Genomic DNA, 23,272 nt, shown 5'->3' with positions numbered 1-23,272 from the left:
GTCCTTCGGGCCATGAGGGATTAACCTGGGGGTACGACAGCCTGTAGTACGACCGCAAGTAGACTCGAAAGCATGAATCGGCTCGGCGAACTCGAACGTGCGGTGATGGATGTACTGTGGGCAAGGGATGAACCAATGACGGTTCGTGAGGTGGGCAAAGCTCTCTCGGAGCGAGACCTGGCGCACACGACCGTCATGACCGTGCTCGACAGGCTCGCCAAGAAGAAGGTCGTCACCCGGGCACGTGAAGGACGTGCGTGGCGGTACCGTCCGGCTGCCAGCCGGGAATCCTACGTCTCCGAGCTGATGTTCGACGCGCTCGGGCAGACGGGGGACCGCGACGCAGCTCTGGCCGCCTTCGTCCAGTCGATGGACGGCAAGGGGGCTGACGCGCTCCGGCGCGCACTCGCGGAAATCGAGCAGCCAAGGAACTAGTCCGTATGGTCAGTGCCGCCCTCCTCATACTTGTATCGGTTGGCTGCCTCATCGCCATGGAGCTCCTCCACCGGGCGAAGTGGCCCTCCCGGGGGCCCTACACGGCAGTGATCGCCTGGCAGGCACTCGGCCTGGCGTGGGGAGTCTCCACCATCGGCGCGCTCCTGGCCTTCGGTCTCTCCTCCTACCAGCTCGGCGCGGCCGCGGGCCTCATGGCCCTGGCCGAGGACATCGTCACCGGGAACCTCATCATCTCCGAGCTCTCCCAGGGTGCCGAGGGCATCAGCCACATCGCGGCGGTCGTCCTCGCGGTGGTGCTCACCCTCGTGCTCTTCTGCGGACTGGTCTCCTCCTTCGTCCACGTGATCCGTGTCCGGAGGCGCCACTACGACCTTCTCCAGCTGGTCTCCAGCGACCACCCCGACGTACCCGGCGCCCGCGTGGTCGACCACCCCGCCGCCGCCGCGTACTGCCTGCCCGGTGTGCTCCGCTCCCAGGTCGTCATCAGCGCCGGAGCGCTCGCGGTCCTCGACAACCGCGAGCTGGCCGCGGTCCTGGCCCACGAGCAGGCGCACCTGCGCGAGCGCCACGACCTCGTGCTGCTGCCCTTCTCCTCCCTCAAGCGCGCCTTCCCCAGGGTGCGCCTGGTGCGCACCTACTACGAGACCGTCGCCCTGCTCATCGAGATGTGCGCCGACGACCAGGCCCGGCGCAAGAGCACCTCGCGCGAGCTGGCGATGGCGCTGCTGCGCTTCGGCGCGGCCGGGCCGGCGCCGGTGCCCGCCGGTGCGCTGGCAGCCGTCGCCGAGCCCGGCGTGGTGCTGCGGGTCAACCGCCTCCTGCACCCGCACGAGGAGCTCTCCTACCACGCGGGCGCGGTCGTCATGGGCGCCTCCGCCTTCCTCCTGGCCGCGGTCACCTGCCTCTGGCACATCCCGATCTGACCGGGAAGCGGTGCCCGCGGAGGGTGATCCCGGTAACGGCGGGCACGATTCGGGACGCCGATCCGTTTACCGTGGAGAGCGGGCGGATCCCCGCTCGAGACCTCGTCGGGAGTGTGTTGTGTTCGGACTGATCTGGCAGCTCATCTACCTGGTCACCTTCGTGGCCAGCCTCTTCGCGCTGATCGAGGCTCTCCGGACACCGGCTGCGGCCTTCGAGCTCATGGACAAGCAGACCAAGAAGCTGTGGGTGATCCTCACCGGTGTCGCCACCGGTCTGTCCGCCCTCGCGGTGTTCTCGGGCACCGGCATGTTCGTCATTCTCGGCCTGGTCGCCACCCTCATCTTCCTGCTGGACGTGCGCCCCGCCGTCAAGGGTGTGGGCGGTGGCAGGAACCAGGGCCCCTACGGCCCCTGGTAGGCCTCCTCCAGCGAGTCCAGCGACTCCCGGAGCGCCTCGGCGTAGGCGGGGTCGTCCGTGTAGCAGGAGTGGCCCATGATCTCCGGCCGCCGGGCCTCGCCCGGCGGGGCGTCGTAGTTGCGGGGGTCGGGCAGGGACTCGTCGGGCCCGACGGTGCCGGTGCCGCCCGGACCGGAGCGGACCCGCACCGGTCCGGCGATCGCGTCGGTGGTCCGCCACAGATTGCGCCAGTCGGCCAGCCGCCCCTGGAGGTCGGCGAAGGGCACCGGCCCGAAGTAGGCGGGGAAGTAGCGTGCGTACAGCCGGTCCAGCGGAGAGCCGTGCGTGACGAGCGCGACCCGGCCCAGGCAGTCGTCGGGCAGCTGCCACACCGTGGCCGCCGCCAGCACCGACCCCTGGGAGTGCCCGGACAGGACCACCCTGGTGCCCTCCCGCGTCATCCGCGCCACCCGCGCCACGAGCTGCGGGACGGCCCGCTCCGCGTAGGAGGGCGGTGCCAGCGGGTGCGCCACCCGCGGCCAGAACGTCCCCACGTCCCACAGGGCGCCCACCGCCTGGCGGGTCGGCCGGTCCCGGTAGGCGCCGTGGCCGATCCACGCCAGCGCCACCAGGGAGGCCCCGCCCAGCAGGGAGCCCGCCCCGATCAGCACCGACACCACCCCCTGCGCGACCCCGAGCGCCCCGCCGGCGGCCGGAACGGGGCCGTCGGCGGCCAGGTTCCCCGACAGCGCCGAGTAGAGCACGAGCCCGGCCAGGGCCGCGGCCGGGAGCAGGAGGGCGGCCAGGACCGCGGGCAGCACCTCGGTCATCCGGCCCAGCGCCCGCGCCTCCGCGATGTGCCACGTGCGGAGGTCGCGCGCGCTGCGCTCGTACTCCCTGGTGACCTGGAGCAGGTGCGCCCGGGTGCCCCGGCGCAGCCGCAGGGCGAGGAAGGCCAGGACCAGGACCGCGATCGCCCCCTCCAGGGCGATCGCCAGCTGGACCCAGGAGTAGGCGGCCGGCGGGGACAGCGGCAGGCAGGCCGCCCCGTCGGGGGTGAGCGGGCCGCACCCGCTCAGCCACAGCGAGCCCTGGTAGACGACGGCGGCCGAGAAGGCGCTGCCCAGGAGCGCGCCCAGAGCCGCCGTGGCCGGCCCCGCGAGGCCGTACATCGCCGCGCCCTCCGGGGCCCGCTCCGTCGTGTGCAGCACCGCCGCGGCCACCAGGGCCAGCAGCACCAGCCCCGACTGGGCCGCGAACAGGGTGCCGAGCAGCACGGAGTGCCCCGGCAGCTGCCCCACGGCCTCCCAGCCGGGCCGGGGCCACAGCGTGTACCCGGCGGCGACCGCGGCGAGCAGCAGGGCGGCGTCGCGCAGCACGCGGCAGAACCGGTCGGCCCGCACGTTCCAGCGCGGGTCCACGCCGGGGACGAGGACGCTCAGCGCGCTCGCGGTGACCACCGCCGCCAGCAGCACCACCAGGAGCGAGCCCGCCACCCAGGGCTCCACGGCCGCACCCAGCAGCTCGGGCAGCGTGCCGGGGAACTGCTCGCGCCGGGCGAGGTCGTACCGCAGGGCGGGCAGGAGGAGCAGGATCACGACCGTGCCGATCGCCACCGACACGTGCGCCGAGCGCAGGCGCGCCATGATCTCGCTGTTGCGCCAGAAGTCGGGGTCGCTCAGCGGCGCTTCCCGGCTGTGCACGGGCGGGGCCGCGGCGGTCACCACCTCGTAGTCGGCGGCGGTGCGCCGCGACAGCCTCCACAGCACCGCCACCACCGTGGCCGGCATCAGGGCGCCCACCAGGAGGGCGGGGCCGGTGGCCGACAGCGCCGACGAGTGCGAGGCCAGGAACGACAGCCACGGCCGGACGCGCGCGCACTCCTGGCCGAGCCCCGCCGCGCACTGCCAGGCCACGAGGTCCATGCCGATGCCGGCCACCGCCAGGGTGATGAGCGAGGTCAGGGTCAGGGCGAGCAACCGCACCGCCGCACCGTAGGTGTTGTCGGCGATTTTGCCCAGGCCGGCCACGGGCCGGTCCTGGCACCCCGGACGCATCCAGTACGCCACGTTGACCAGCATGAACGGCAGCAGCAGGAGCCAGAGCGCCCGGGAGGAGCGGCCGGAGGTCAGGTTGCCCCAGGCGAAGATCTCCCGCCGCACCCCCGGCACGGTCTCGGTGTCGGCCTCCCTGCGCCACCGGAAGAAGCCGGCCAGGCGGTCCCCGCCGACCCGCATCGCGGGCTCCACGTCGAGGAGCTCCTCGGCCTGGCCGCCGCTGACGCCGTGCACGCGCAGCTCGACGCTGTCCAACTGGTTCTCGGCGGAGCCGGGGACGATCTCGTCCTCGGCACCGCGGTCCGGGTTCGGGGGCAGGCCGGGCCCGCAGGAGCACATGCGGGAGGCCTCGGAGGAGACGGCGGAGGACGGAGGGGAGGCGGCAGGGGGCTCGGTCCCACGGGAGCCGAGGGGGCCGACGTGTTCCGACATGGAATCATCCTGCCACGCCAGGCCCTGTTTTTTGGATGCTCTCGCCGTATCGGCGGAGCCAATTCCTCGGCGAACGGCCGACCAGGCGTTCCCGTGCAAGGCGGAGAGCGCAGCTCAGCCTGGCGGGCTTCGCAAGCTCTCCGGCGCTGCAAGGGGGCGCCTGGCGGCCGTGCAGCCCGAGCTGATCCAAGAAACAGGGCCTCGGCCCTGTTTTTTTGGATGCTCTCGCCGTATCGGCGGAGCCGATCCTCCGGCGAACGGCCGGCCAGGTGTTCCCTTGCGAGGCGGGGAGCGCAGCTCAGCCTGGTTGGCTTCGCAAGCTCTCCGGCGCTGCAAGGGGGCGCCTGGCGGCCGTGCAGCCCGAGATGATCCGAAAAACAGGGCCTACGTGTCTGAGCGCAGCAGTTGGCGCCGGTCGGCGGCCGACCGGAGCCTCATTCCAGCAGAGGGGAATCCTCCAGCTCCCACGTGTTGCACGCCCCCGGCGCCTGCTCCCGCCACCCCGTGAGCATCCACCGCTCGCTGTTGGCGGCCGAACCGTGCGTGCGGTCCTCCTCGGGCCCGCCCTCCCGGTCGGAGGTGGCCCTGGCGTCGGCGAGCAGGATCTCCAGGTCGGTGCCGTCCAGCGGATAGGTCACCCGCACCGATCCGAGGAAGACCCCGGCCAGGCAGTTGGCCTGCAACTCGCTGCGGCGCGTCCACGCGTTGCGGTCGAGGACGTCGGCCTCCAGCTCGCGCTGCTCGTGGTAGTACTCCAGCAGGCCCGACTCCCCCTGCACGTGGTGGGCGTACTCGTGCGCGAGCAGGGAGGCGTACACGACGCCGTCCTCCGTGCCGTTCCACTTCTCCACCACGTCCGAGACACCGATGTAGACGCTCGTGCTCGCCCGGCAGTAGAACGCCCCCGCCTGCGACGGATAGGGACGGCACGGGCTCACCCCCGGCTCCGTCCAGAAGACCCGGTCCGGAGGCTCGAACGGGATCCCCGCCCGCTGGAACTGGGTGCTCCAGGCGTCGTCCAGGCAGTCCGCCACCGTGTGCAGGAAGTCCTCCACCGAGGCGGGGACGTCCACGTCCAGCTCCGGCACCGGACACGGACGCGGAGTCAGCCGGCCGGTCCCGTAGAGCGGGTTGTCCACCAGCGCCGCCTGTCCCGAGGGGCGGACGGGCTTCTCCGGGACGCCCGGGAGCGTCGTTCCGGAGCTGCTGCCCGACGGCCCCCCGTGCGGAGCGCCCACGTCGTCGGCGACCCCGCCTCCCGCCGCGTCCTCCTCACCGCCCGCGGACCACGACAGCAGGACCAGTGAGAGCACGACCGCCAGCAGGCCGGACACCAGCGCGAACGCCCGCCCGTCGACCCGGCGCGCCCTGCGGGCGGCCTCCGCCCCGGGCGCCTCTTCCCAGCCTGCGTACACTCCTGCCCGCCCGCCCTCTCACCAGGGGCCCGGTCCCGGCCCCCGCATCACCGCACGAGCTCCTCGGGAGCGTCCCAGGTGTCGCACGCCCCCGGGTCCATGCGATCCATGCCGTGCACCGTCCACATCCTGCTGTTGTCGGCCGAACCGTGGGTGTGCCCGCCACCGCGGTCCGAACGCCGGACGACGTCGTCGAGGATATTCTCCCGTCCCTCCTCGCCGAAGCCCAGGGAGTCCTCCGAGGCACCCAGGAACACGCCCCCCAGGCAGTTGGCCTGGAGCTCCTTGCGCCTGGTCAGCTCATCGGCCTCGTCCTGCGGGGCCCCGGCCCGGACCTCGTGGAACTCCGCGAGGATGCGTGCCTGGCCCTGCACGTGGTGGCCGTACTCGTGGCTGAGGAGGAAGGTGTAGGCCTCGGGCCGGCCGCTGCCCGCGGACGCCGCCACGACGTCCTCCACGCCCAGGTAGAGACCGTGGTTGGCCTGGCAGTAGAACGCGGCCGTGCCCTCGGTGGGGAAGGCGCCGCAGGGGCTGTGCCCCCCCGTGTGCCAGTACACGCGGTTGGGCGAGGAGAACTCCATCCCCGCCTCCGCGAAGTAGGAGCCCCACGCGTCGTCCAGGCAGTCCGCGATGTCGTGGGCGAACGCCTCGACCGACTCGGGGTCCTCCTGGTCCAGCTCCGGCGCCCGGCACGTCACCTCGCCGATCTCGCCCACCCGGTACAGCGGGCTGTCCCCGGGGAGCCCGTCCGGGCGCCCGTCCGCGGCCGGCCGCTCCTGCGCCGCTCCCGCTCCCGCCGCCGCCCCGGTCACCGACCCGTGCGCGGCGGGGTGCGACCACGCGGGTTCCGCCGACTGCAGCAGCGAGGAGATCACGAGGAAACCGGTCATCCCGACGGCGGCCAGCCCAGTGCCCAGGCAGAGCGAGACACCCAGCCCCATCTGCTGGAGGAATCCGGGGCGCTCGGACCAGTAGCCGGCGCCGGACGGCCGGAACCGCGGGCTCACCTCTGCGTCCCCTCACCGCACGGCCCCCGCCGGCGCGATGCGCGCACCACCGGGGACCACGGGGTACGGGGGGACCGGATAGGCTCTCGCGTCATGTGGTGGGTCGGCTCCTGGCGCCTGGCCGTCGCGGTGGCGACGGCCCTCTTCGTGTTCTTCCCGCTCTTCGCGGCGCCCGCGGCCGCGGGGCCGGGAGGGGCGGCCGTCGCCGCGGCGGCTGCGGCACCGGCCCCCACAGTACCCGCCGGAGGTGAACACCGCTCCGGGGCCGAACCACTGATCACCAACAGCATCCGGCTCGACCTCGACCGTGCCGGTGTCCTCGGTGCCGAGGAGGTGATCACCTTCGAGGGCGGTGCTCCCGACGCCTTCACCCGCGCCCTCACCGAGACGATGCTCTACGACACCGAGCACGACCGGGAGTTCGAGATCACCGGCATCGAGGCCACGACCCTCGACGGAAACGCACTCGAGGCCGAGGTCGAGCACCGCAACGGCGCCCTCCTGGTGACCGTCCCCACGGAAGGGCTCGACGGGACCGTGCTCACCTACCGGGTGGGCGGCACCGTCAGCGAGATCTCCGGCGGTGTCCAGATGGAATGGCGCGCGGTCGGCGCCTACAGCCATCCGGTCGAGACCACCGACGTGACCGTCACCGCGCCCCTGCCGCCCGAGGCGCTCTCCTGCCTGGCGGGGGAACCGCGCAGCGCCATGTACTGCACGGCCTCCGATATGGGACCGGAGAAGTCGGTGGCGCACTTCCTCCAGGTCGACATGGAACCCTCCGACCGCCTCGACATCGTCGTCAACTACCCCCCGGGGACCGCGGGAGGGGAGCCCATCCTCACCCGCCGCTGGTCGCTGGCCTCCGCCTTCGCGGTCACCCCGGTGACCGGGGGCGTGTTCGGCCTCCTGATCGCCGTCCTCGTGGGCGGCCTGGCCGTGCTGATCCGGATCCGGGGCCGCGACGAGCGCGCGCTGCGCCGCGAGGCGGCCCGGGGCGACCACGCGCCCGTCGCGCAGGGCGAGCACGGGGAGCTCCGCTTCAGCCCTCCCGACGACGTCCATCCGGGGCAGATTGGCACGCTCATCGACGAGCGCGTGGACATCGCCGACCTGACCGGAAGCGTCGTCGACCTGGCCGTGCGCGGCTACATCCGCCTGGAGGAGCTGCCGCACGAGCACTTCACCTCCGTGGACTGGCGCCTGGTCCGCCTGGACGGCCCGCCCGACGAGACCCTGCTCCCCTCCGAGTGGCTGCTGCTGGACGCCCTCTTCGGGGAGAGCCGCACGGTGCGGCTCTCCCAGCTCGGCTCCTCCCGCGTCTCCCCGGACTTCCCCGTCCGGATCGACCGCGTCCGCGAGGAGCTGTACCGGGACATGGTGCGGCTCAAGTGGTTCGCCCGCTCGCCCAGCCAGGTGCGCGGCCGCTGGAGCACCGCGGGCATGGTCGTCACGGCCGCCGGCGTGCTCCTCACCGTTCTCCTGGCGATGTTCACCACCGCCGCGTTCACCGGCTTGGCCGTGGTCATCGCGGGCGCCGCGATGACCGTCGGTGCCCAGTACATGCCCGCCAAGACCAAGCTGGGCAGCACGGTGTACGCGCACACCCTCGGGTTCCGCGACTACCTGCTCAGCCCCCGGGCGCAGACCGCACCGCCCGGCCAGAGGGTCGAGCTCTACTCGCGCTACCTGGCGTACGCGGTCATCTTCGACGACGTCGACAGGTGGGCCGGCATCCTCGCCTCCGCCGCCCTTGCCGACCTGACCCCCGAGGAGCTCACCGGGGACGGCCTGGCCTGGTACACCGGCCCCCGCGAGTGGCGGATCGACGACTTCACCGACTCCATCCGCATGTTCGTGGTCGCCCTGACCGGCATCATCACCAACGCCCGCCGCCTGCGGGTGCTCAACCAGTTCCAGCAGTCGGGACAGAGGAGGTAGGGACCATGCGCGCGGTCGTGCAGCGTGTGTCGCACGCGTCGGTGACGGTGGGCGGGGAGACCGTCGGGGAGATCACCGAACCCGGCCTGGCCGTCCTGGTCGGCGTGACCCACACCGACACCGGGGCCGAGGCGGCCAAGCTCGCCAGGAAGCTGTGGACGCTGCGGATCCTGGAGGACGAGCGGTCCTGTTCCGACACCGGTGCCCCGCTGCTGGTGGTCAGCCAGTTCACCCTCTACGGCGACGCCCGCAAGGGCCGCCGCCCCACGTGGCAGGCGGCCGCGCCGGGGCCCGTCGCCGAGCCCCTCGTCGACGCGGTGGTCCGCGAGCTGCGCGCGCTGGGCGCCGCGGTCGCCACGGGGTCCTTCGGGGCGATGATGTCGGTCTCCCTCACCAACGAGGGGCCCTTCACCGTCCTGCTCGAGGTCTGAGGGGGCCGGAAGGAGGAGGTCCCGGTTCGCGGTGGGGAAGCCCGCGAACCGGGACCGCGTCGAAGGAGAGGGTTCTCCGGAGGGGCGGGTACCGGGGGTTCAGGCGCCGACGGCCACCGGTTCGAACTTGTAGCCCAGCCCCCGCACGGTGACGATGTACTTGGGGCTGCTCGGGTCCTCCTCGATCTTCGCGCGCAGGCGCTTGACGTGGACGTCGAGCGTCTTGGTGTCGCCGACGTAGTCGGCGCCCCACACGCGGTCGATCAGCTGCATGCGCGTCAGCACGCGCCCGGCGTTGCGCAGCAGCACCTCCAGGAGCTCGAACTCCTTCAGGGGCAGCTGCACGTTCTCCCCGCGCACGGTCACCACGTGCCGCTCCACGTCCATGCGGACGGGTCCGGCCTCCAGCGCGGCGGGCAGGACGACCTCGTCCTCGCCGCGGCGGCGCAGCACCGCGCGGATGCGGGCGACCAGCTCCCGGGAGGAGAAGGGCTTGGTCACGTAGTCGTCGGCACCCAGCTCCAGACCGACGACCTTGTCGATCTCGGAGTCCTTGGCGGTCAGCATGATGACGGGGACGTTGGACTTCTGCCGCAGGCTCCGGCACACCTCGGTGCCCGACAGGCCCGGCAGCATCAGGTCCAGCAGGACCAGGTCGGCACCGGTGCGGTCGAAGATCTCCAGGGCCGCGGTCCCTGTCGGTGCCACGGCGACCTCGAAGCCCTCCTTGCGCAACATGTAGGACAGGGCGTCGCTGTACGATTCCTCGTCCTCGACCACGAGTACGCGAGTCACTGTGCCGCCTCCTGACGGTCGTTGTCCCGGGCGGCGTCGCGCCCCCGGTTGTCGGGACGGGGCAGACGCAGAGTGAACGTCGATCCCGCCCCTTCTTGGCTCCACACGGTCACTTCTCCACGGTGGTGGGTCATGATGTGCTTGACGATCGCCAGGCCCAGACCGGTACCTCCGGTGGCCCGGCTCCGAGCGGCGTCCACACGGTAGAACCGCTCGAAGATCCTCTCCAGGTCCTGCTGGGGGATGCCGATGCCCTGGTCGGCCACGCTGATGCCCACGCTCGTCTCGCCGACCTCCACGGACACCGCGACACGGGTGTTCTCGGGGCTGTAGGAGACGGCGTTGGCCACGAGGTTGCGCAGTGCCGTGCCGAGCAGCCCCTCGTCGCCCAGGACGGTGACGCCCTCGGAGCCGCTGCTGACGAGTTCGATCCCCTTGGCGTCCGCGGGCATGCTCAGGGCGTCGAGGGCGTCGGCCACGAGCGCCTCCAGGTCCACCCGGGTGGGTTCGGTCATGGGTTCCGCGCCCTGGATGCGCGAGAGCGTGATGAGGTCCTGGATGAGCGCGGACAGGCGGGAGGCCTCGGCCCGCATGCGGGCGGTGAAGCGGCGGACCGCCTCGGGGTCGTCGCTGGCGTCCTGCACGGTCTCGGCGAGCAGGGACAGGGCGCCCACCGGGGTCTTGAGCTCGTGGGAGATGTTGGCGACGAAGTCGCGGCGCACGGCCTCCACCCGGCGGTGCTCGGTCTGGTCCTCGGCCAGGACCAGTACCAGGCCGGTGCCGCCGAGGGGGGCGACCCGGACGGCGAAGGAGGTGGCGTCGGGCCCGAACTTGCGCACGGCCACCTCGATCTCGGTCTCCCGGATCACGCCGTCCCGGCGCACGTGCCGGGCGAGGGTGAGGAGCTCGGTGATCACCAGCTCCTCGCCCCGGACGATGCCGAAGGCGCGCGCGGCCGAGGAGGCGCGCAGGACGCGGTCGGTGGAGTCCAGGACCACGGCGGAGGAGGGGAGAGCGGAGAGTACCTCGGCGATGCCGGAAGGTAGCGTGTTGGTGTCCTTGCGCTGCGCAGCCGGAGCCGGGCGCTCGGTTCCGCGGACGCGGAAGAGCGAACTGGCGACGACGCCGGCGACGACGCCCGTCACGAGTCCGACGATGCCGGTCAGAGCGGCGAGAAGTTCCCCTTGCACGATTCGATCGTAAACGTGTGGACTGGGGCTTTACCCGTTCGGGGTAGGTGACGTGCCCGAGCTTCTTCCATCGTTCACCTGCTTTTGGCCGGTTCTTCAAGAAACCACAGGGAGCATTGACGCCATGCGCGACATGTATCACGAGGATCTCGACAGTTTGGGCGAGCGTCTGGTCGAGATGACCAGGCTCGCCCGGCACGCCATCGCCCGGGCCACCACCGCGCTTCTGGACAGCGACCTGAACGCCGCGCAGGAGGTCATCTCCGGGGACGAGCGGATCAACCGGCTGGACCAGGAGATCGAGGACACCGCCTTCAGCCTGATGGCCCGGCAGCAGCCCGTCGCCTCCGACCTGCGGGCCATCATCACCTCGCTGTACATGCGCGGCGACCTGGAGCGGATGGGCGACCACGCCGTCCACCTGGCCAAGATCGCCCGGCGCCGCCACCCCGACTCGGCGATCCCCAAGCCGGTGCGCTCGATCGTGCTGGAGATGGGCCACCAGGCGGAGCTGCTCGTCACGAAGGCCGGCGAGGTCATCCTCGACCGCGACCCCGACACCGCGCTCGAGCTGGACAAGGACGACGACAGGATGGACCGGCTGCGCCGCAAGCTGCTCCAGCGCATCCTCGCCCCGGGGTGGGAGTACGGGGTGGAGGCGACCATGGACGTCACCCTGGTGGGCAGGTTCTACGAACGCTTCGGGGACCATGCCGTTCACGTTGCCGACAACCTTGTTTACATGGTGACGGGAGAGAAGCGCGAGGACTACGAGGCGGAATCGTGACGGCCCTTCTTCTTCCCGGGGCACCGGTGGCGGACGGAACGTGACAGATATCGCGCAACGGCCATTTCCGGTGTCCCGCGGAGGGGCGCCGCGCCGGTCCCCGAAGCCTTTGTGAAGGGTGCGAAGACCCCTGCACCAAGGGGCTCCGGGCTTTCGCGCACCCGTCCTGACCAGCGGTCCAAGGGGGTTCGGGTAGACTTTGTCAACCCCAGAAAAGTGCGCTCTGACCTGCGGGTTCGCAAACCTAATAGGTAGGTTAAGTCATGGATTCATGGTATCCTTGTGGTAGCGGAAGGGGTACCTGTCACATGGCTTTCAAGGTCGGCGACACTGTTGTCTACCCCCATCATGGGGCTGCTCGTATTGAAGCGATCGAGACTCGTACCATCAAGGGCGAGGACAAGACCTACCTCGTGCTGAGGGTGGACAAGGGCGATCTGACGGTGCGCGTGCCCGCCGCGAACGCCGAGGACGTCGGGGTTCGCGACGTGGTGGGGCAGGAGGGCCTGGACAAGGTCTTCGAGGTCCTTCGGGCGCCGCACACGGAGGAACCCACCAACTGGTCCAGGCGCTACAAGGCCAACCTGGAGAAGCTCGCGTCGGGCGACGTGAACAAGGTCGCGGAGGTCGTCCGGGACCTGTGGCGACGGGACAAGGAGCGCGGCCTGTCGGCGGGTGAGAAGCGGATGCTCGCCAAGGCGCGCCAGATTCTCGTCAGCGAACTCGCTCTCGCGGAGAAGACCAACGAGGACAAGGCCGAGGCCCTCCTCGACGAGGTTCTCACGACCTGAGACACGGGCAGGGAATCGCGTAATTCATGACGAAAATGCCTCGGGTGGGCGTCGGCACCGACGTCCACCCGTTCGCTCCTGGAAAGACACTTTTCCTCGCCGGTCTGGAATGGCCGGGTGAGGAAGGGGTCAGCGGCCATTCCGACGGGGATGTCGCCGCCCATGCCGCCTGCGACGCACTCCTCTCGGCGTGCGGTCTGGGCGACCTGGGCTCCAACTTCGGCACCGCCGAGCCGCAGTGGAAGGGCGCGTCCGGCGCCGCCCTGCTGGCCGAGACGGTCGCCCGCGTGCGCGCCGCCGGCTTCGAGGTCGGCAACGTCGCCGTGCAGATCATCAGCAACCGGCCGAAGTTCGCACCGAGGCGGGCGGAGGCGGAGAAGACCCTCTCCGAGGTCGTGGGCGCACCGGTGTCCGTCTCGGCCACCACCACGGACGGCCTGGGCCTCACCGGCCGGGGCGAGGGCATCGCCGCCGTCGCCACGGCGCTGTGCGTGCCCCGCGACTAGGCCCTGTTCCCGGTCACCGGAACGGCTTCGCGCGACGGCCCCGCATCCTCAGAGGATGCGGGGCCGTCGCGCTGTTCCGGTCGGGCTGTCAGTCGTCGGGGGGCAGGGGCTCGCTGCGGACCCGGCCGGACGGCGGCCCGGAGGTGAAGTCGGGCATCGGCGGGCGCTTCGGTTTGAGCACCATCGGGCGCTTCCTCATGGGCGGCCGGGGCTCACGCGGTGCGGCCGGGGGTGCCTGCTCCTCGGCGTCGTCGCGGGGGCTCGCGGCTCCCGGCGGCACCTGGGGCCCGCGCGGCCACGCCTGCCCGCGCGGACTCTCCGGGGCCTCCTGCGGCGAGGTGCCGATGTGGAAGGCGGCCCGGACCGTCGGCCCGGTGTCGTGGTCCAGGACGGGCGCGGGAAGCGGTTCGCGATCCCCGTCGTCCTCGGGCGGCGTCCACACGGGGGGCACGTAGTCGTCGCTCGACCAGCCGCGCGATCCCGTGTCGGCGGGAGGCTCCCACCGGGCGGGCTCGGAGCCGCTCCCCGTGAAGAGCCGCGCCGGCCCCGGGCGCCCCGCCGGAGAGGAGCCCTCCGTCCGGGAGCCCTCCTCGGATTCCCGGTGCGCGGGGGTGTCCGCGAGGGGCTCGTCGGCCGCGGGCCCGGCCGTCTCGGCAGGGGACCCGTGCCCGGGCCGGGCGCGGACGTGCTCCCTCCCGCTGTCGGCCGGAGCCGCCGTGAGGGGGAGGTCCCCGAGTTCCTGCTGTCCTGCGGACCGCTGCTCGCCGAGGTCCTCCGAGGTGCGGTCCCCGGTCTCGGGGAGGGCAGAGGCGCCTGCCTCCTCTGCGGAAGGCTCTGCGGAAGGTTCGGCGGAGGGCTCTGCGGGCTCCTCGGGGAGAGCCCCGGCCCTCGGGGAGCCGGGGACGTGCTCCGGGGACCCGTCCCGCTCCGCCGGGGACTCCGGGTGGGCAGCGGGCGGTGCCGGCCGGAGGCGGACCGGGGCGTGCTCCTCCTCCTCCGCGGGCAGGGGAGCGGTCCGCCGTGCCGCGGCGGCCGGGAACTCCGGAGATTCCGCGGGGGAGCCCGCCGCTCCGGTGGTGGCCGCTGCCGCCGGCGGCAGCGCCGAGTCCCTGGGCGCGGGGGCCTCGGCCTCGTCCGTGGCGGGATCGCCCGCGGGGGAGTCGTGGTCGAACCCCTCGTCCGCCAGGTGCTCGGGGACGTCCTCCGGGACGTCCTCCCCGTCCCGGGGCCCGTCCGCTCGCGCGCGCTGCGGCATCGGTACCAACGGCGGCCGCTCGGCGGCCTCCCTGATCGGGTTGTCCCCGCTCCTGGGACGGCGGGGGAGCCGGAGGGTGGGGACCGACATCTCGTCCTCGCCACCGGTCTCGGGCAGCGGACGCGCCACGGGGGCGGGGGCGGGGGGCTCCTCGGGGCTTTCCGCCGCCGGGGCGGGGGGAACGCCCGTCAGCCGCTCCTCGAGCGTGGGTTCGGGGTCGCGGGGGCGGGGCTCCTCGGGTTCCGGGGAGGTCCCGGCGCGGCCGTCCGGAGGGCGCCGGCGGAAGGCGGCGGAGGTCCGGTTGCGCAGGTGCGCGCGCAGGGCCATCCACAGCAGGAACGCCACCGCCAGCGCCACCAGCGGGGAGACCGCCACGACGACCGCAGCGAACCGCCGGGGGAAGCCGTCGATCAGCCCGAGGTTGTTCATCAGCATGGCGACCGCCGCCACAAGGACGAGCACGGGGATGAGCACGGCGTCGACCCAGAAGCGTTCGCGGGGTTCGGCGCCGCGCAGCAGGTAGCTCACCCAGAACGCCATGATCAGCAGCAGGGTGAACACGATCGGGTACACGTGGGCCAGCGCGCTGCCCTCGTGGCCGCCGTGCTCGGCGAACCGGAAGATGCCGTTGTAGGAGATGACGAGGGCGCACAGCGCGATCAGGCCGACGAACAGGGCGCCACCGAGGAGAGCACCGGCTCCCGGGCCGCGCTCCGCGGGCCTGCCGTTCCGTGTCCCGGATCCGGAGGGGTCGTTGTAAGGGGCCATCGCCAGGAAGCGTAGTCGAGACGGTCCCGCCGACACGAGATTCCGGCCGATTGCGGCTACGTGCAGACGTGCCGAAATCAGAGGTGCGCATGCCGGTATATCGGGATATGCGAGGTCTGTTGGTCGGGTATTCCTGAGGTGGGTTACCCCGTTCCGCTCGATCTCACACGCAGGCGTTTCGAATACGGCTCGACATATATACGGTCTCGGGGATGTCCGATCGAAAGGCGGAGGGCCCCGGCGGGCACCTTCCCCCGTCGAAAGTCCGTTCGTGACATGGGGGCGAGGGGAAAGCCGATAGGCTTGACAGCGTGAGTCTGCGCTTCTACGACACCAGTGCCCGGCAGGTCCGAGAGTTCGTCCCCCTCCGCGAGGGACATGCCTCCCTGTACCTGTGTGGTGCCACGGTGCAGGCACCTCCCCACATCGGTCACATCCGCTCCGGGGTGAACTTCGACATCCTGCGACGCTGGCTGACCTACTCGGGCTACGAGGTCACCTTCTGCCGTAACGTCACCGACATCGACGACAAGATCATCAACGTCTCCGCCGCGGAGGGCGTGCCGTGGTGGCAGGTGAGCGAGCGCAACCAGCGGGCCTTCACCCACGCCTACGACACCCTGGGCTGCCTGCCGCCCACGGTCGAGCCGCGCGCCACCGGCCACGTGCCGGAGATGATCGAACTCATGCAGCGCCTCATCGACGAGGGGCACGCCTACGCCGCCGGTGACGGCTCCGGCGACGTCTACTTCGACGTGCGCTCCTACCCGGCCTACGGCGAGCTGTCCAACCAGCGCCTGGAGCAGGTCGTCCCGTCCGCCGACACCGGCTCCGACCGCGACAAGCGCGACCCCCGCGACTTCGCCCTCTGGAAGGGCGCCAAGCCGGGCGAGCCCAGCTGGGACACCCCGTGGGGGCGCGGTCGGCCCGGCTGGCACCTGGAGTGCTCGGCCATGTCCACCAAGTACCTCGGGCCCAGCTTCGACATCCACGGCGGCGGCCTCGACCTGGTCTTCCCGCACCACGAGAACGAGCTCGCCCAGTCCCGCGCCGCCGGTGACGGCTTCGCCCGCTACTGGCTGCACAACGGCCTCCTGGCCGTCGGCGGCGAGAAGATGAGCAAGTCGCTCGGCAACTCGATGCTCATTCCGCAGATGGTCCGCAAGGTGCGGCCCGTCGAACTGCGGTACTACCTGGGCCAGGCGCACTACCGCTCCACCATCGACTACTCCGACGCCGCCCTGCACGAGGCGGCCGCCGCCTACCAGCGGATCGAGGGCTTCCTGACCCGGGCCGCCGAGGTACTCGGCGAGATCGCCCCGGCCGCGCGGGTCCCCGCCGCGTTCGCCGACGCGCTCGACGACGACCTGGGCGTGTCCCAGGGGCTCGCCGTGGTGCACGGGCACGTGCGCGAGGGCAACACCGCCCTGGCCGCCGGAGACAAGGAGAAGGCCGCCGAGATCGCGGGGGAGCTGCGCGCCATGCTCGGCGTTCTCGGCCTGGACCCGCTCGACGAGCAGTGGGCCACCGGTGGGGACCAGGGGCTGCGCGAGGTCGTCGACGCCCTCGTCGCGGTCGCCCTCGGACAGCGCCAGGCGGCCCGCGGCCGCAAGGACTACGCGGCGGCCGACGCGATCCGCGACCAGCTCACCGAGGCGGGCATCGTGGTCGAGGACACGCCGGAGGGCCCCCGCTGGGACCTGCGCCGGGACTGACTCCGGGCCCGTGCGGTGGCGCGGCCGCACTAGTCTGGGACTTTGCCGCCGCGCTCTGCGGCGGAACCCACCGGCCGGACGCACCGCGACTCCGGCATGCCCGCGAGACGCAGGAAGGCGGCGACCATGCCGGCGAAGAAGAGCAAGAAGGGCCCGACCAAGGGGAGCGGCGGCAAGGGCCGCCGCGCACTTGAGGGCAAGAGCGGCACCCTGCCCGCCGAGCAGCGGCACTGGTACGAGGGCAAGCAGCGCGCCAAGGCGGCCCGCCGTCCCCGGCCCGCCGCGGGGAGCGAGCCCGGCACCGGGGCCGAGCGGCGCCGCAGCACGGACTCCGACCTGCTGGTCGGCCGCAACCCCGTGGTGGAGGCGCTGCGCGCCGGGATGCCCGCCACCCGCCTGTTCCTGGCCAACAGCCTGGACAGCGACGAGCGCGTCACCGAGGCCGCCCGCCTGGCCGGTGAGAGCGGCGTCGACGTCGTCGAGGTGACCCGCGCCGAGCTGGACCGCCGCTGCGAGAGCAACGGCCAGCCCGGAGCCGCCCACCAGGGCCTGGTGCTCCAGGTGCGGCCCTACCAGTACTGGTCGGCCGAGGGCCTGCTGGAGCGCGCCCAGGAGGCGGACACCCCGCCGCTGATCGTCGCCCTGGACGGCGTCACCGACCCGCACAACCTGGGCGCCATCGCGCGTTCGGCCGCGGCGTTCGACGCCCACGGCCTGCTCATCCCCGAGCGGCGCTCGGCCGGCGTGAACATGACCGCGTGGAAGACCTCCGCCGGCACCCTGGCCCGCCTCCCCGTCGCCCAGGCCACCAACCTGACCCGGGCCCTGGAGACCTTCAAGAAGGCGGGTCTGTTCGTCGTGGGGCTGGACGCGGGCGGCGACACCGTGATTCCGGGCCTGGAGCTGGCCACCGGCCCGCTGGTGATCGTGGTCGGCTCGGAGGGCAAGGGGCTGTCCCGGCTGGTGCGGGAGGCGTGCGACGTGGTCGCGGGCATCCCGATCGGCGACGCCGAGTCGCTCAACGCCTCCGTGGCCGCGGGCGTCACCCTCTACGAGGTCTCCCGCCTGCGCAACGCGGCGGCCGACGCGAGTTAGCCCGTGCCCCGCCGGGGCAGCGGTAGGGGTATGTCAGCGGGGGAGACCGACGAACTGCTCGGCTCGGGGCTGCGGCGCAGCGATCCCACCGAACCGGGGATCCGGCGCATCCGGCGCGGGCGCGGGTTCAGCTACCACGACGCCGAGGGGAACCGGATCACCGATCCGGACGAGCTGAGGCGCGTCAAGGACCTGGTCGTGCCCCCGGCCTGGCGCGACGTGTGGATCTGCGCCTCCCCGGAGGGGCACATCCAGGCGTGCGGAACCGACGATGCGGGGCGCCGCCAGTACCTCTACCACCCCGAGTGGCGCCGCCGCAGCGACGAGGCCAAGTTCGACCGCACCCTGGACTTCGCGCGGCTGCTGCCCCGGATCCGCGCGAGGGTCGCCGAGCACCTGGAGGGGCGCGGTCTGGGCCGCGAACGCGTCCTGGCCGCGGCGCTGCGGATGGTCGATCTCGGCTTCCTGCGCGCGGGCGGGGCCGAGTACGCCGAGCAGAACGACTCCTACGGGGTGGCGACCCTGCTGCGCGAGCACGTCCACCTCACCCGGGCCGGGGCCGTCGTCGAGTTCCCCGGCAAGGCCGGCAAGCAGCAGCGCTTCGAGTGCGCCGAACCGGACGTGTGCCGGGTGCTGGCCTCCCTGCGCAGGGCCCGCGAGCCGGGCCAGGAGCTGTTCGCCCACCGGAACGGGGACGGCTGGCACAACGTCCGCAGCGAGGATCTCAACGCCTACCTGCGCGAGGTCTCGGGCGAGGACCGCACCGTCAAGGAGTTCCGGACCTGGCACGCGACGGTCCTGGCCGCCGTGGGCGTGGCCGTGGCGGTCCCCGGCGAGGCCGACCGGGCCCGCGTGGAGGCCCACGTGGTCCGCGAGGTCGCCGACCACCTGGGCAACACCGAGGCGGTCGCCCGCGCCTCCTACATCGACCCGAGGGTTTTCCGGCTCCACGAGGAGGGTGTGACCGTCGCCGCGGCCCTGGCCGAGCTCGGCGAGGACACCCCTCCGGGCGAACTCGCCACCCGGGGCGGCGTGGAGGAGGCGGTCCTGGCCATGCTCGAGAAGGCCTGACCGGTGCCGACGGCATCCGAGTGGGCCCCCGTGTCCCACAGCCGGTACCATTCGGGTGGAAGCGGTCCCCGGCACGGGGATCCGCGGTCCGCCGGCGTAGCTCAATCGGCAGAGCAACCGCCTTGTAAGCGGTAGGTTAGGGGTTCAAGTCCCCTCGCCGGCTCCAACCTCACTCACGTGGGGAGCGGTGGAACGACAGTTCTGTGCGACCCCCGCCGGAGGTCTGCGGGCTTGGCCTCAGGCAGTGAACGCAAGATCCCAGGGGACCGGGCACATTCTTCATGCCGAAGTTGGCACCTGGCACGGTTGCCCCGCCATGCCCGAGCGTGGAAGCTTGGACGGCTCCCCTATCCCCAAGAAGCACCGCATTTTTGCGTGGTTGCCACAGGCCCGCCCCAATCGGTAGTTGCTGCCCTGGCCGATCTTGGCGGTGACTGGCCAAAGCTTCCCTCACACCCCCGAACGACCCTTCGGGCGCGGTGGCACCCCAGTAACCACGCCAACCGCCATGATCACGCCCGCAGCGATCAGCGCAGGCGCCAACGGATCAGCCATCACCGACACCGCCCATGCCGCAGCGATCCCGCCGACGATCAGTGCCGCAGCGACCGTACCCATGATCCACGCAGATGACATGCACACCTCTTTCAGTAGGGGGAAGCACCAGGGCGGACGGCGCACAGGTACACCTGCGTGGCAGTAACACCCCGGCGACAGAAGGCCTTCGCCCGGCCTCCCATGCCTGCCAGACCCGTCCGGCGGGCGGCGTTCAAGGGCCTGACCCTCATGCCTCCCGGGGGGAGTGTCCATGGCCAACGGCACCGCCGACCTTTGCTTGCACTCCCAGACCGGTACGGGCGGACTGCGTGAACTCGGCACGATCACCGTCATCGCTCAGAAGGCGATGGTGACCTCAAGATCCACGCGGGCGACCCGGAAGAGAGACTCCGGGAGTTTGTGCGCGGCCTCGTCGGCCACCTGGATGGGAGCACCACCTGGGCCTCCGGCGGTCGGCTCACTCACCGCGTGCCCTGCTCGGGCTCCGCTCCCGTTGGGGGTAGGGACGCTGAGCCAGTCGGGGTGTCTACAGACGCGCCACGATCTGCCCGAACTCCTCTGGAGACAGAGCGCCACGATTGCGCAACTCCTTCACCAGTTCGAAGGACGGCACCTGGGACAGTGAAGCTGGAGCGGGTGTCGGCTGAACTGGAGCGGTTGTGACCGGGACAGCCGGAACGGGCGCCGGAGCCTTCGTGATGATGCTGTTCAACGCATCCACGATGGCCTTGCCGTCCGGCTTCTGCACCTGCTCGATCTCGGCCTTGTTACCACTGGCGAAGATGGTGATCTTTCCGAGCATCATCCCTGCCGACCACTGCACCGACGAGATCTTCTCGAATGGGAAGTCCTCGGTGACCTGACTGGTCCACCCGTCCTTGATGAACATCATCCGCCTGTCGGTGAGCACCACAAGGCCGGTGCCGGGTCCGTACACTCCGCCTACCAGGTGGGTGACGGTCTCGCCCTCCCACAGGTAGTTCACGAGCCTCTTGATCTCACGGTTCGACCCGAGCCGGTACGACATTCGGTTCCGGGCAGCCTGAATATCGGGACGGAGCTGGACGTCAGCCATGGCGAACTCCTCGCAGGACGGGGATGTGCGGCCCATCGTGGCACGCCACACCATCCCGCAAACCCGCCTGGCCAGTTCAGGTCAGCGTGTGCACCAGCTGCCCTCTCGTGCGTCGGGAGGTCAGCATGTGCATCCCCCAACACCGGGGGCGTCATAGTCCGCCGTCGCGTCCTGCAGATCTTCGACAGATGGTCAGGCGCGCGTGCACGCAGTCGGGGGATGACTCAGTGAAACAGGACCTTCTCCCCTGTGCTTGCCGCCTCCCGCAGTCCCGCAATAAACCTGTGCATGGAGGCCACGGTCTCCTCTCGCTCCCACGGTGCGTCCCCGGAGCTGGTGTCCTCCACCGCGGGGATGAGCCCTTCGAGGCGGTCGGCGAGCGGCCCGGCGTGCTCGGGGTGGATGTGCCCTTCGCAGTCGGAGTGGACCAGCAGCACGAACAAGATGTCGGCGGGTGGGCTGTCCCAGTCGCCTTGAATGTGCTCGTCGGTGTACTGCTCTTCGCCGATGTCGACGAAGACGATGGGCCCGTACCGGCCCTGGACCTCGCCGAGGGGGTATCCGGCGGCTTCGGCGATGGTGTTACGCCAGTGGTTGAACGCATGGTAAGGGCCGGCCCAGCATGTGGGGGTGGTGGCGAGTCCCATGTTTCCTCCTGTGGGGGTGAGTTCATAGTGTCCCGCCGCACAGGGCGATGTCGCGCGGCGGGGCAGGCGGTCAAGCCGTGGCCATCTCTTCGAGGGCGGCGCGGACATCCTTCAGGGTGCGCCGCCCTGTCCGCTCGGACACCCGGTGGCCACGCCCGTCCACGGTGGCGATGATGATCGCCGCTTCCCACTCGGGGACGATCCCTTCGGACCGGGCGCACGCGCCCTCGTCCGCGGCTTTCGTAACGCACTCAGCGGACGCGGCAACAAGCTTGCTATGCCCTTGAGGTCCATTGCGCCGACCAGCAGGCTGCCCGCACGACCCACGCCTTCGCTCAAGCATCAGGGAAACCCTGACAACGCATGTACGAGAACACCGCGAAAGCGCCAGAATCGGTACATGCGACGAACCTGGGTGTGGGCCCTGGCAGCCGCCGGGGCGGCCTTGCTCGCAGTGCTGTGCGCCTTTCTGATGCTGTCCGGACCGGAGGAGGTGTCCTGGGCGGCGGGGATCGGGTCGTTCGTGCTGGCTGCCGCGGCCCTGGCCCTGACCTGGCCACGCCGCACACCTTCACCACCAGCTCTCCCACCCGTTGCCACAGCCCCGCAGGTGAACAACCGTATGGGCGACAACTCCGGCACCGCAGTCCAGGCCGGCACCATCCGCGGCCCGGTCACTGTGCACTCCCCACCCACCCCGACCACTCCGCCGGTGCCGGGGTGGGTGGACACCGCCCTGCCCGCCCACCGGGCCGATCCGCGCGAACTGGGTGCCCACCACGCCCCGCCCGGCCCCGACGGCGAAGACCTGCCTCCCTACGTGGCTCGGGACGTGGACGCCGACCTCGACCAGCGCCTGGCCGAGGTTGGCGCTGCACCGCGTGGTGGGCTGGTGCTGGTGACCGGGGCCTCGACCGCGGGCAAGACCCGCGCGCTGGCAGCGGCGTTGGTCCGCACCCTGCCCGAGCGGATGCTGGTGGCTCCGCCCGAGGACGCCGACCTACGGCCCTTGCCTGCCTGGCTCGCAGAAAGAGCCAGGCAGGCGCCGCAAGGGTGGGTGGTGTGGCTGGACGACCTGGACCGCCACCTGAGTGTGTCCGGCCTTACCCCCGCCCTAGTGGCCGAGCTTGGCCACGCCGGCGCGGTGGTGGCCGCCACCATCCGCCAAGAACGACTGGAAGCCCTGCGCCCCAGCGCCACCGACCACACCCCTATCCCTGAGGGGGTGGGATATGCAGTGCTCAAAACCGCCTCAGTCACCATCGACCGCCGCTGGAGCGATTCGGAGCGCGAGCGGGCCCGTACCAGCGACGACCAGCGCTTGGCCCAGGCCGCAGACGGCGAGCGCTTCGGCGTGGCCGAGCAGCTGGCTGCTGGCCCCCGCCTCCAGGAGATCTGGGACAACGGCCCCGACAACGGTCACCCGCGCGGCTACGCGCTGGTGGCCGCAGCGGTGGGCCTGGCCCAGGCCGGGGTGTCCAGCCCGCTGACCCAAAAGCAGCTCCAGGCCGCCCACACCGCCTATCTGCCCGCCCCACCGCCTTTGCCGGAGGAGAGCGACCGGGCGTGGGAGTGGGCCACCCAGCCGCGCAGCGGCCAAGCCGGCCTGTTGGTGCCTGCCGACCACGACGGCCGCCGGTGGCGGGCCTTCGACTACCTCACCACCCCAGGCCCTCTACCCGACGCGGTATGGCACACCGCCTTGAACACAGTGACCGACCAAGAGCGCTTCACCGTTGGCGTTGCGGCTTACAGCGCTGAGCGAACCGATATTGCTGACGCGGCCTGGTGCCCGTTGGCCGATGCTGGTGACGCCCGTGCGATGGTCGGTCTTGGGCTCCTGCTGTTGGAGGTGGGTCGGGCGGGGGAGGCTGAGACTTGGTGGAGTAAAGCCGCCAATGCTGGTAACGCTCTCGCGATGGTCAGCCTCGGGTCCCTATTGAAGGCGAGTGGTCGGGTG

The 23,272-nt window shown here is 71.6% G+C and carries 22 protein-coding genes and 1 tRNA gene; 13 read left to right on the top strand and 10 right to left on the bottom strand.

The window, feature by feature from the left end; genetic code table 11:
• The first annotated feature begins 72 nt into the window (after positions 1-72).
• From FHS13_RS01005 to FHS13_RS00995, 3 genes are all read left to right on the top strand, one after another.
• A complete protein-coding gene (locus tag FHS13_RS01005) occupies positions 73-435 on the top strand; it encodes a BlaI/MecI/CopY family transcriptional regulator (RefSeq protein WP_184285886.1) in 363 nt (120 codons plus the stop codon).
• Between the two features lie 5 nt (positions 436-440).
• A complete protein-coding gene (locus FHS13_RS01000) occupies positions 441-1,379 on the top strand; it encodes a M56 family metallopeptidase (protein ID WP_184285884.1) in 939 nt (312 codons plus the stop codon).
• Positions 1,380-1,497: 118 nt separating this feature from the next.
• Complete coding sequence (locus FHS13_RS00995; protein WP_184285881.1) at positions 1,498-1,797, top strand: DUF2516 family protein; 300 nt, start codon at positions 1,498-1,500, stop codon at positions 1,795-1,797.
• Here the strand turns inward: FHS13_RS00995 and FHS13_RS00990 are convergent.
• The 3 genes from FHS13_RS00990 to FHS13_RS00980 all read right to left on the bottom strand — a co-directional run bounded on the left by FHS13_RS00990 (position 1,782) and on the right by FHS13_RS00980 (position 6,621).
• On the bottom strand, positions 1,782-4,265 hold the full coding sequence (locus FHS13_RS00990; RefSeq protein ID WP_246404272.1) for a hypothetical protein: 2,484 nt from the start codon (positions 4,263-4,265) through the stop codon (positions 1,782-1,784). The two genes, FHS13_RS00995 and FHS13_RS00990, sit on opposite strands and share 16 nt — an antisense overlap.
• 434 nt (positions 4,266-4,699) lie before the next feature.
• The gene (locus FHS13_RS00985) at positions 4,700-5,680 is read right to left on the bottom strand and encodes a neutral zinc metallopeptidase (protein WP_184285878.1); all 981 of its coding nucleotides are present in this window, start codon (positions 5,678-5,680) and stop codon (positions 4,700-4,702) included.
• A 47-nt stretch (positions 5,681-5,727) separates the two neighbouring features.
• The gene (locus FHS13_RS00980) at positions 5,728-6,621 is read right to left on the bottom strand and encodes a neutral zinc metallopeptidase (protein WP_184286646.1); all 894 of its coding nucleotides are present in this window, start codon (positions 6,619-6,621) and stop codon (positions 5,728-5,730) included.
• A gap of 159 nt (positions 6,622-6,780) precedes the next feature.
• Here FHS13_RS00980 and FHS13_RS00975 point away from each other — a divergent pair, with 159 nt between their 5' ends.
• Both FHS13_RS00975 and dtd read left to right on the top strand, forming a co-directional pair.
• Positions 6,781-8,628, top strand: coding sequence for a DUF2207 domain-containing protein (locus FHS13_RS00975; RefSeq protein ID WP_184285875.1), 1,848 nt, complete (start codon positions 6,781-6,783; stop codon positions 8,626-8,628).
• 5 nt (positions 8,629-8,633) lie between these two features.
• Complete coding sequence (gene dtd / locus FHS13_RS00970; RefSeq protein ID WP_184285872.1) at positions 8,634-9,059, top strand: D-aminoacyl-tRNA deacylase; 426 nt, start codon at positions 8,634-8,636, stop codon at positions 9,057-9,059.
• Positions 9,060-9,158: 99 nt separating this feature from the next.
• Here dtd and FHS13_RS00965 read toward each other — a convergent pair whose 3' ends face one another.
• Together FHS13_RS00965 and FHS13_RS00960 are read right to left on the bottom strand one after the other, a co-directional pair.
• Positions 9,159-9,854 (bottom strand): response regulator, encoded by a 696-nt coding sequence (locus FHS13_RS00965; RefSeq protein WP_184285869.1) that lies wholly within the window; start codon positions 9,852-9,854, stop codon positions 9,159-9,161.
• On the bottom strand, positions 9,851-11,044 hold the full coding sequence (locus FHS13_RS00960) for a sensor histidine kinase (protein WP_343064856.1): 1,194 nt from the start codon (positions 11,042-11,044) through the stop codon (positions 9,851-9,853). The genes FHS13_RS00965 and FHS13_RS00960 overlap by 4 nt, the downstream gene beginning before the upstream one ends.
• 124 nt (positions 11,045-11,168) lie before the next feature.
• On the opposite strand from FHS13_RS00960, the gene phoU reads away from it, so the two are divergent.
• The 3 genes from phoU (at position 11,169) to ispF (ending at position 13,128) form a co-directional block, all read left to right on the top strand.
• Complete coding sequence (phoU, locus tag FHS13_RS00955) at positions 11,169-11,831, top strand: phosphate signaling complex protein PhoU (RefSeq protein ID WP_184285866.1); 663 nt, start codon at positions 11,169-11,171, stop codon at positions 11,829-11,831.
• Positions 11,832-12,139: 308 nt separating this feature from the next.
• On the top strand, positions 12,140-12,622 hold the full coding sequence (locus FHS13_RS00950) for a CarD family transcriptional regulator (RefSeq protein WP_184285864.1): 483 nt from the start codon (positions 12,140-12,142) through the stop codon (positions 12,620-12,622).
• A 35-nt stretch (positions 12,623-12,657) separates the two neighbouring features.
• On the top strand, positions 12,658-13,128 hold the full coding sequence (ispF, locus tag FHS13_RS00945; RefSeq protein ID WP_184286640.1) for a 2-C-methyl-D-erythritol 2,4-cyclodiphosphate synthase: 471 nt from the start codon (positions 12,658-12,660) through the stop codon (positions 13,126-13,128).
• 88 nt (positions 13,129-13,216) lie between these two features.
• Here the strand turns inward: ispF and FHS13_RS00940 are convergent, their stop codons facing one another.
• Positions 13,217-15,151 (bottom strand): DUF2637 domain-containing protein, encoded by a 1,935-nt coding sequence (locus tag FHS13_RS00940; RefSeq protein WP_184285862.1) that lies wholly within the window; start codon positions 15,149-15,151, stop codon positions 13,217-13,219.
• A gap of 311 nt (positions 15,152-15,462) precedes the next feature.
• Between FHS13_RS00940 and cysS the strand changes: the two genes are divergently transcribed.
• From cysS to FHS13_RS00920, 4 genes are all read left to right on the top strand, one after another.
• Positions 15,463-16,866, top strand: a complete 1,404-nt coding sequence (gene cysS, locus FHS13_RS00935; RefSeq protein WP_184285860.1) for a cysteine--tRNA ligase — start codon at positions 15,463-15,465, stop codon at positions 16,864-16,866.
• 126 nt (positions 16,867-16,992) lie between these two features.
• Entirely contained in the window at positions 16,993-17,961 is a 969-nt protein-coding gene (gene rlmB / locus FHS13_RS00930) for a 23S rRNA (guanosine(2251)-2'-O)-methyltransferase RlmB (protein WP_184285858.1), read from the top strand.
• A gap of 30 nt (positions 17,962-17,991) precedes the next feature.
• Complete coding sequence (locus tag FHS13_RS00925; RefSeq protein WP_184285855.1) at positions 17,992-19,032, top strand: DNA topoisomerase IB; 1,041 nt, start codon at positions 17,992-17,994, stop codon at positions 19,030-19,032.
• A gap of 90 nt (positions 19,033-19,122) precedes the next feature.
• A tRNA-Thr gene (locus FHS13_RS00920) sits at positions 19,123-19,198 on the top strand.
• Between the two features lie 284 nt (positions 19,199-19,482).
• Here FHS13_RS00920 and FHS13_RS00915 read toward each other — a convergent pair.
• The 4 genes from FHS13_RS00915 to FHS13_RS00905 form a co-directional block, all read right to left on the bottom strand.
• Positions 19,483-19,668 carry a hypothetical protein gene (locus FHS13_RS00915; protein WP_184285851.1) on the bottom strand — a complete coding sequence of 62 codons (186 nt, stop codon included), beginning with the start codon at positions 19,666-19,668 and terminating at the stop codon, positions 19,483-19,485.
• Between the two features lie 258 nt (positions 19,669-19,926).
• Positions 19,927-20,055, bottom strand: coding sequence for a hypothetical protein (locus FHS13_RS21665; protein WP_281388682.1), 129 nt, complete (start codon positions 20,053-20,055; stop codon positions 19,927-19,929).
• A 61-nt stretch (positions 20,056-20,116) separates the two neighbouring features.
• On the bottom strand, positions 20,117-20,665 hold the full coding sequence (locus FHS13_RS00910; RefSeq protein WP_221442187.1) for a PH domain-containing protein: 549 nt from the start codon (positions 20,663-20,665) through the stop codon (positions 20,117-20,119).
• 224 nt (positions 20,666-20,889) lie between these two features.
• The gene (locus tag FHS13_RS00905) at positions 20,890-21,312 is read right to left on the bottom strand and encodes a hypothetical protein (protein WP_184285848.1); all 423 of its coding nucleotides are present in this window, start codon (positions 21,310-21,312) and stop codon (positions 20,890-20,892) included.
• A gap of 400 nt (positions 21,313-21,712) precedes the next feature.
• Between FHS13_RS00905 and FHS13_RS00900 the strand changes: the two genes are divergently transcribed.
• Positions 21,713-23,272, top strand: a 1,560-nt coding sequence (locus FHS13_RS00900; protein WP_246404271.1) for a sel1 repeat family protein, incomplete at its 3' end; no start/stop codon positions are given.

Origin of the sequence: Nocardiopsis algeriensis (genome assembly GCF_014203695.1) — a bacterium.
Taxonomy (GTDB): Bacteria; Actinomycetota; Actinomycetes; order Streptosporangiales; family Streptosporangiaceae; genus Nocardiopsis; species Nocardiopsis algeriensis.
This window is presented reverse-complemented; position numbering and strand designations above follow the sequence as displayed.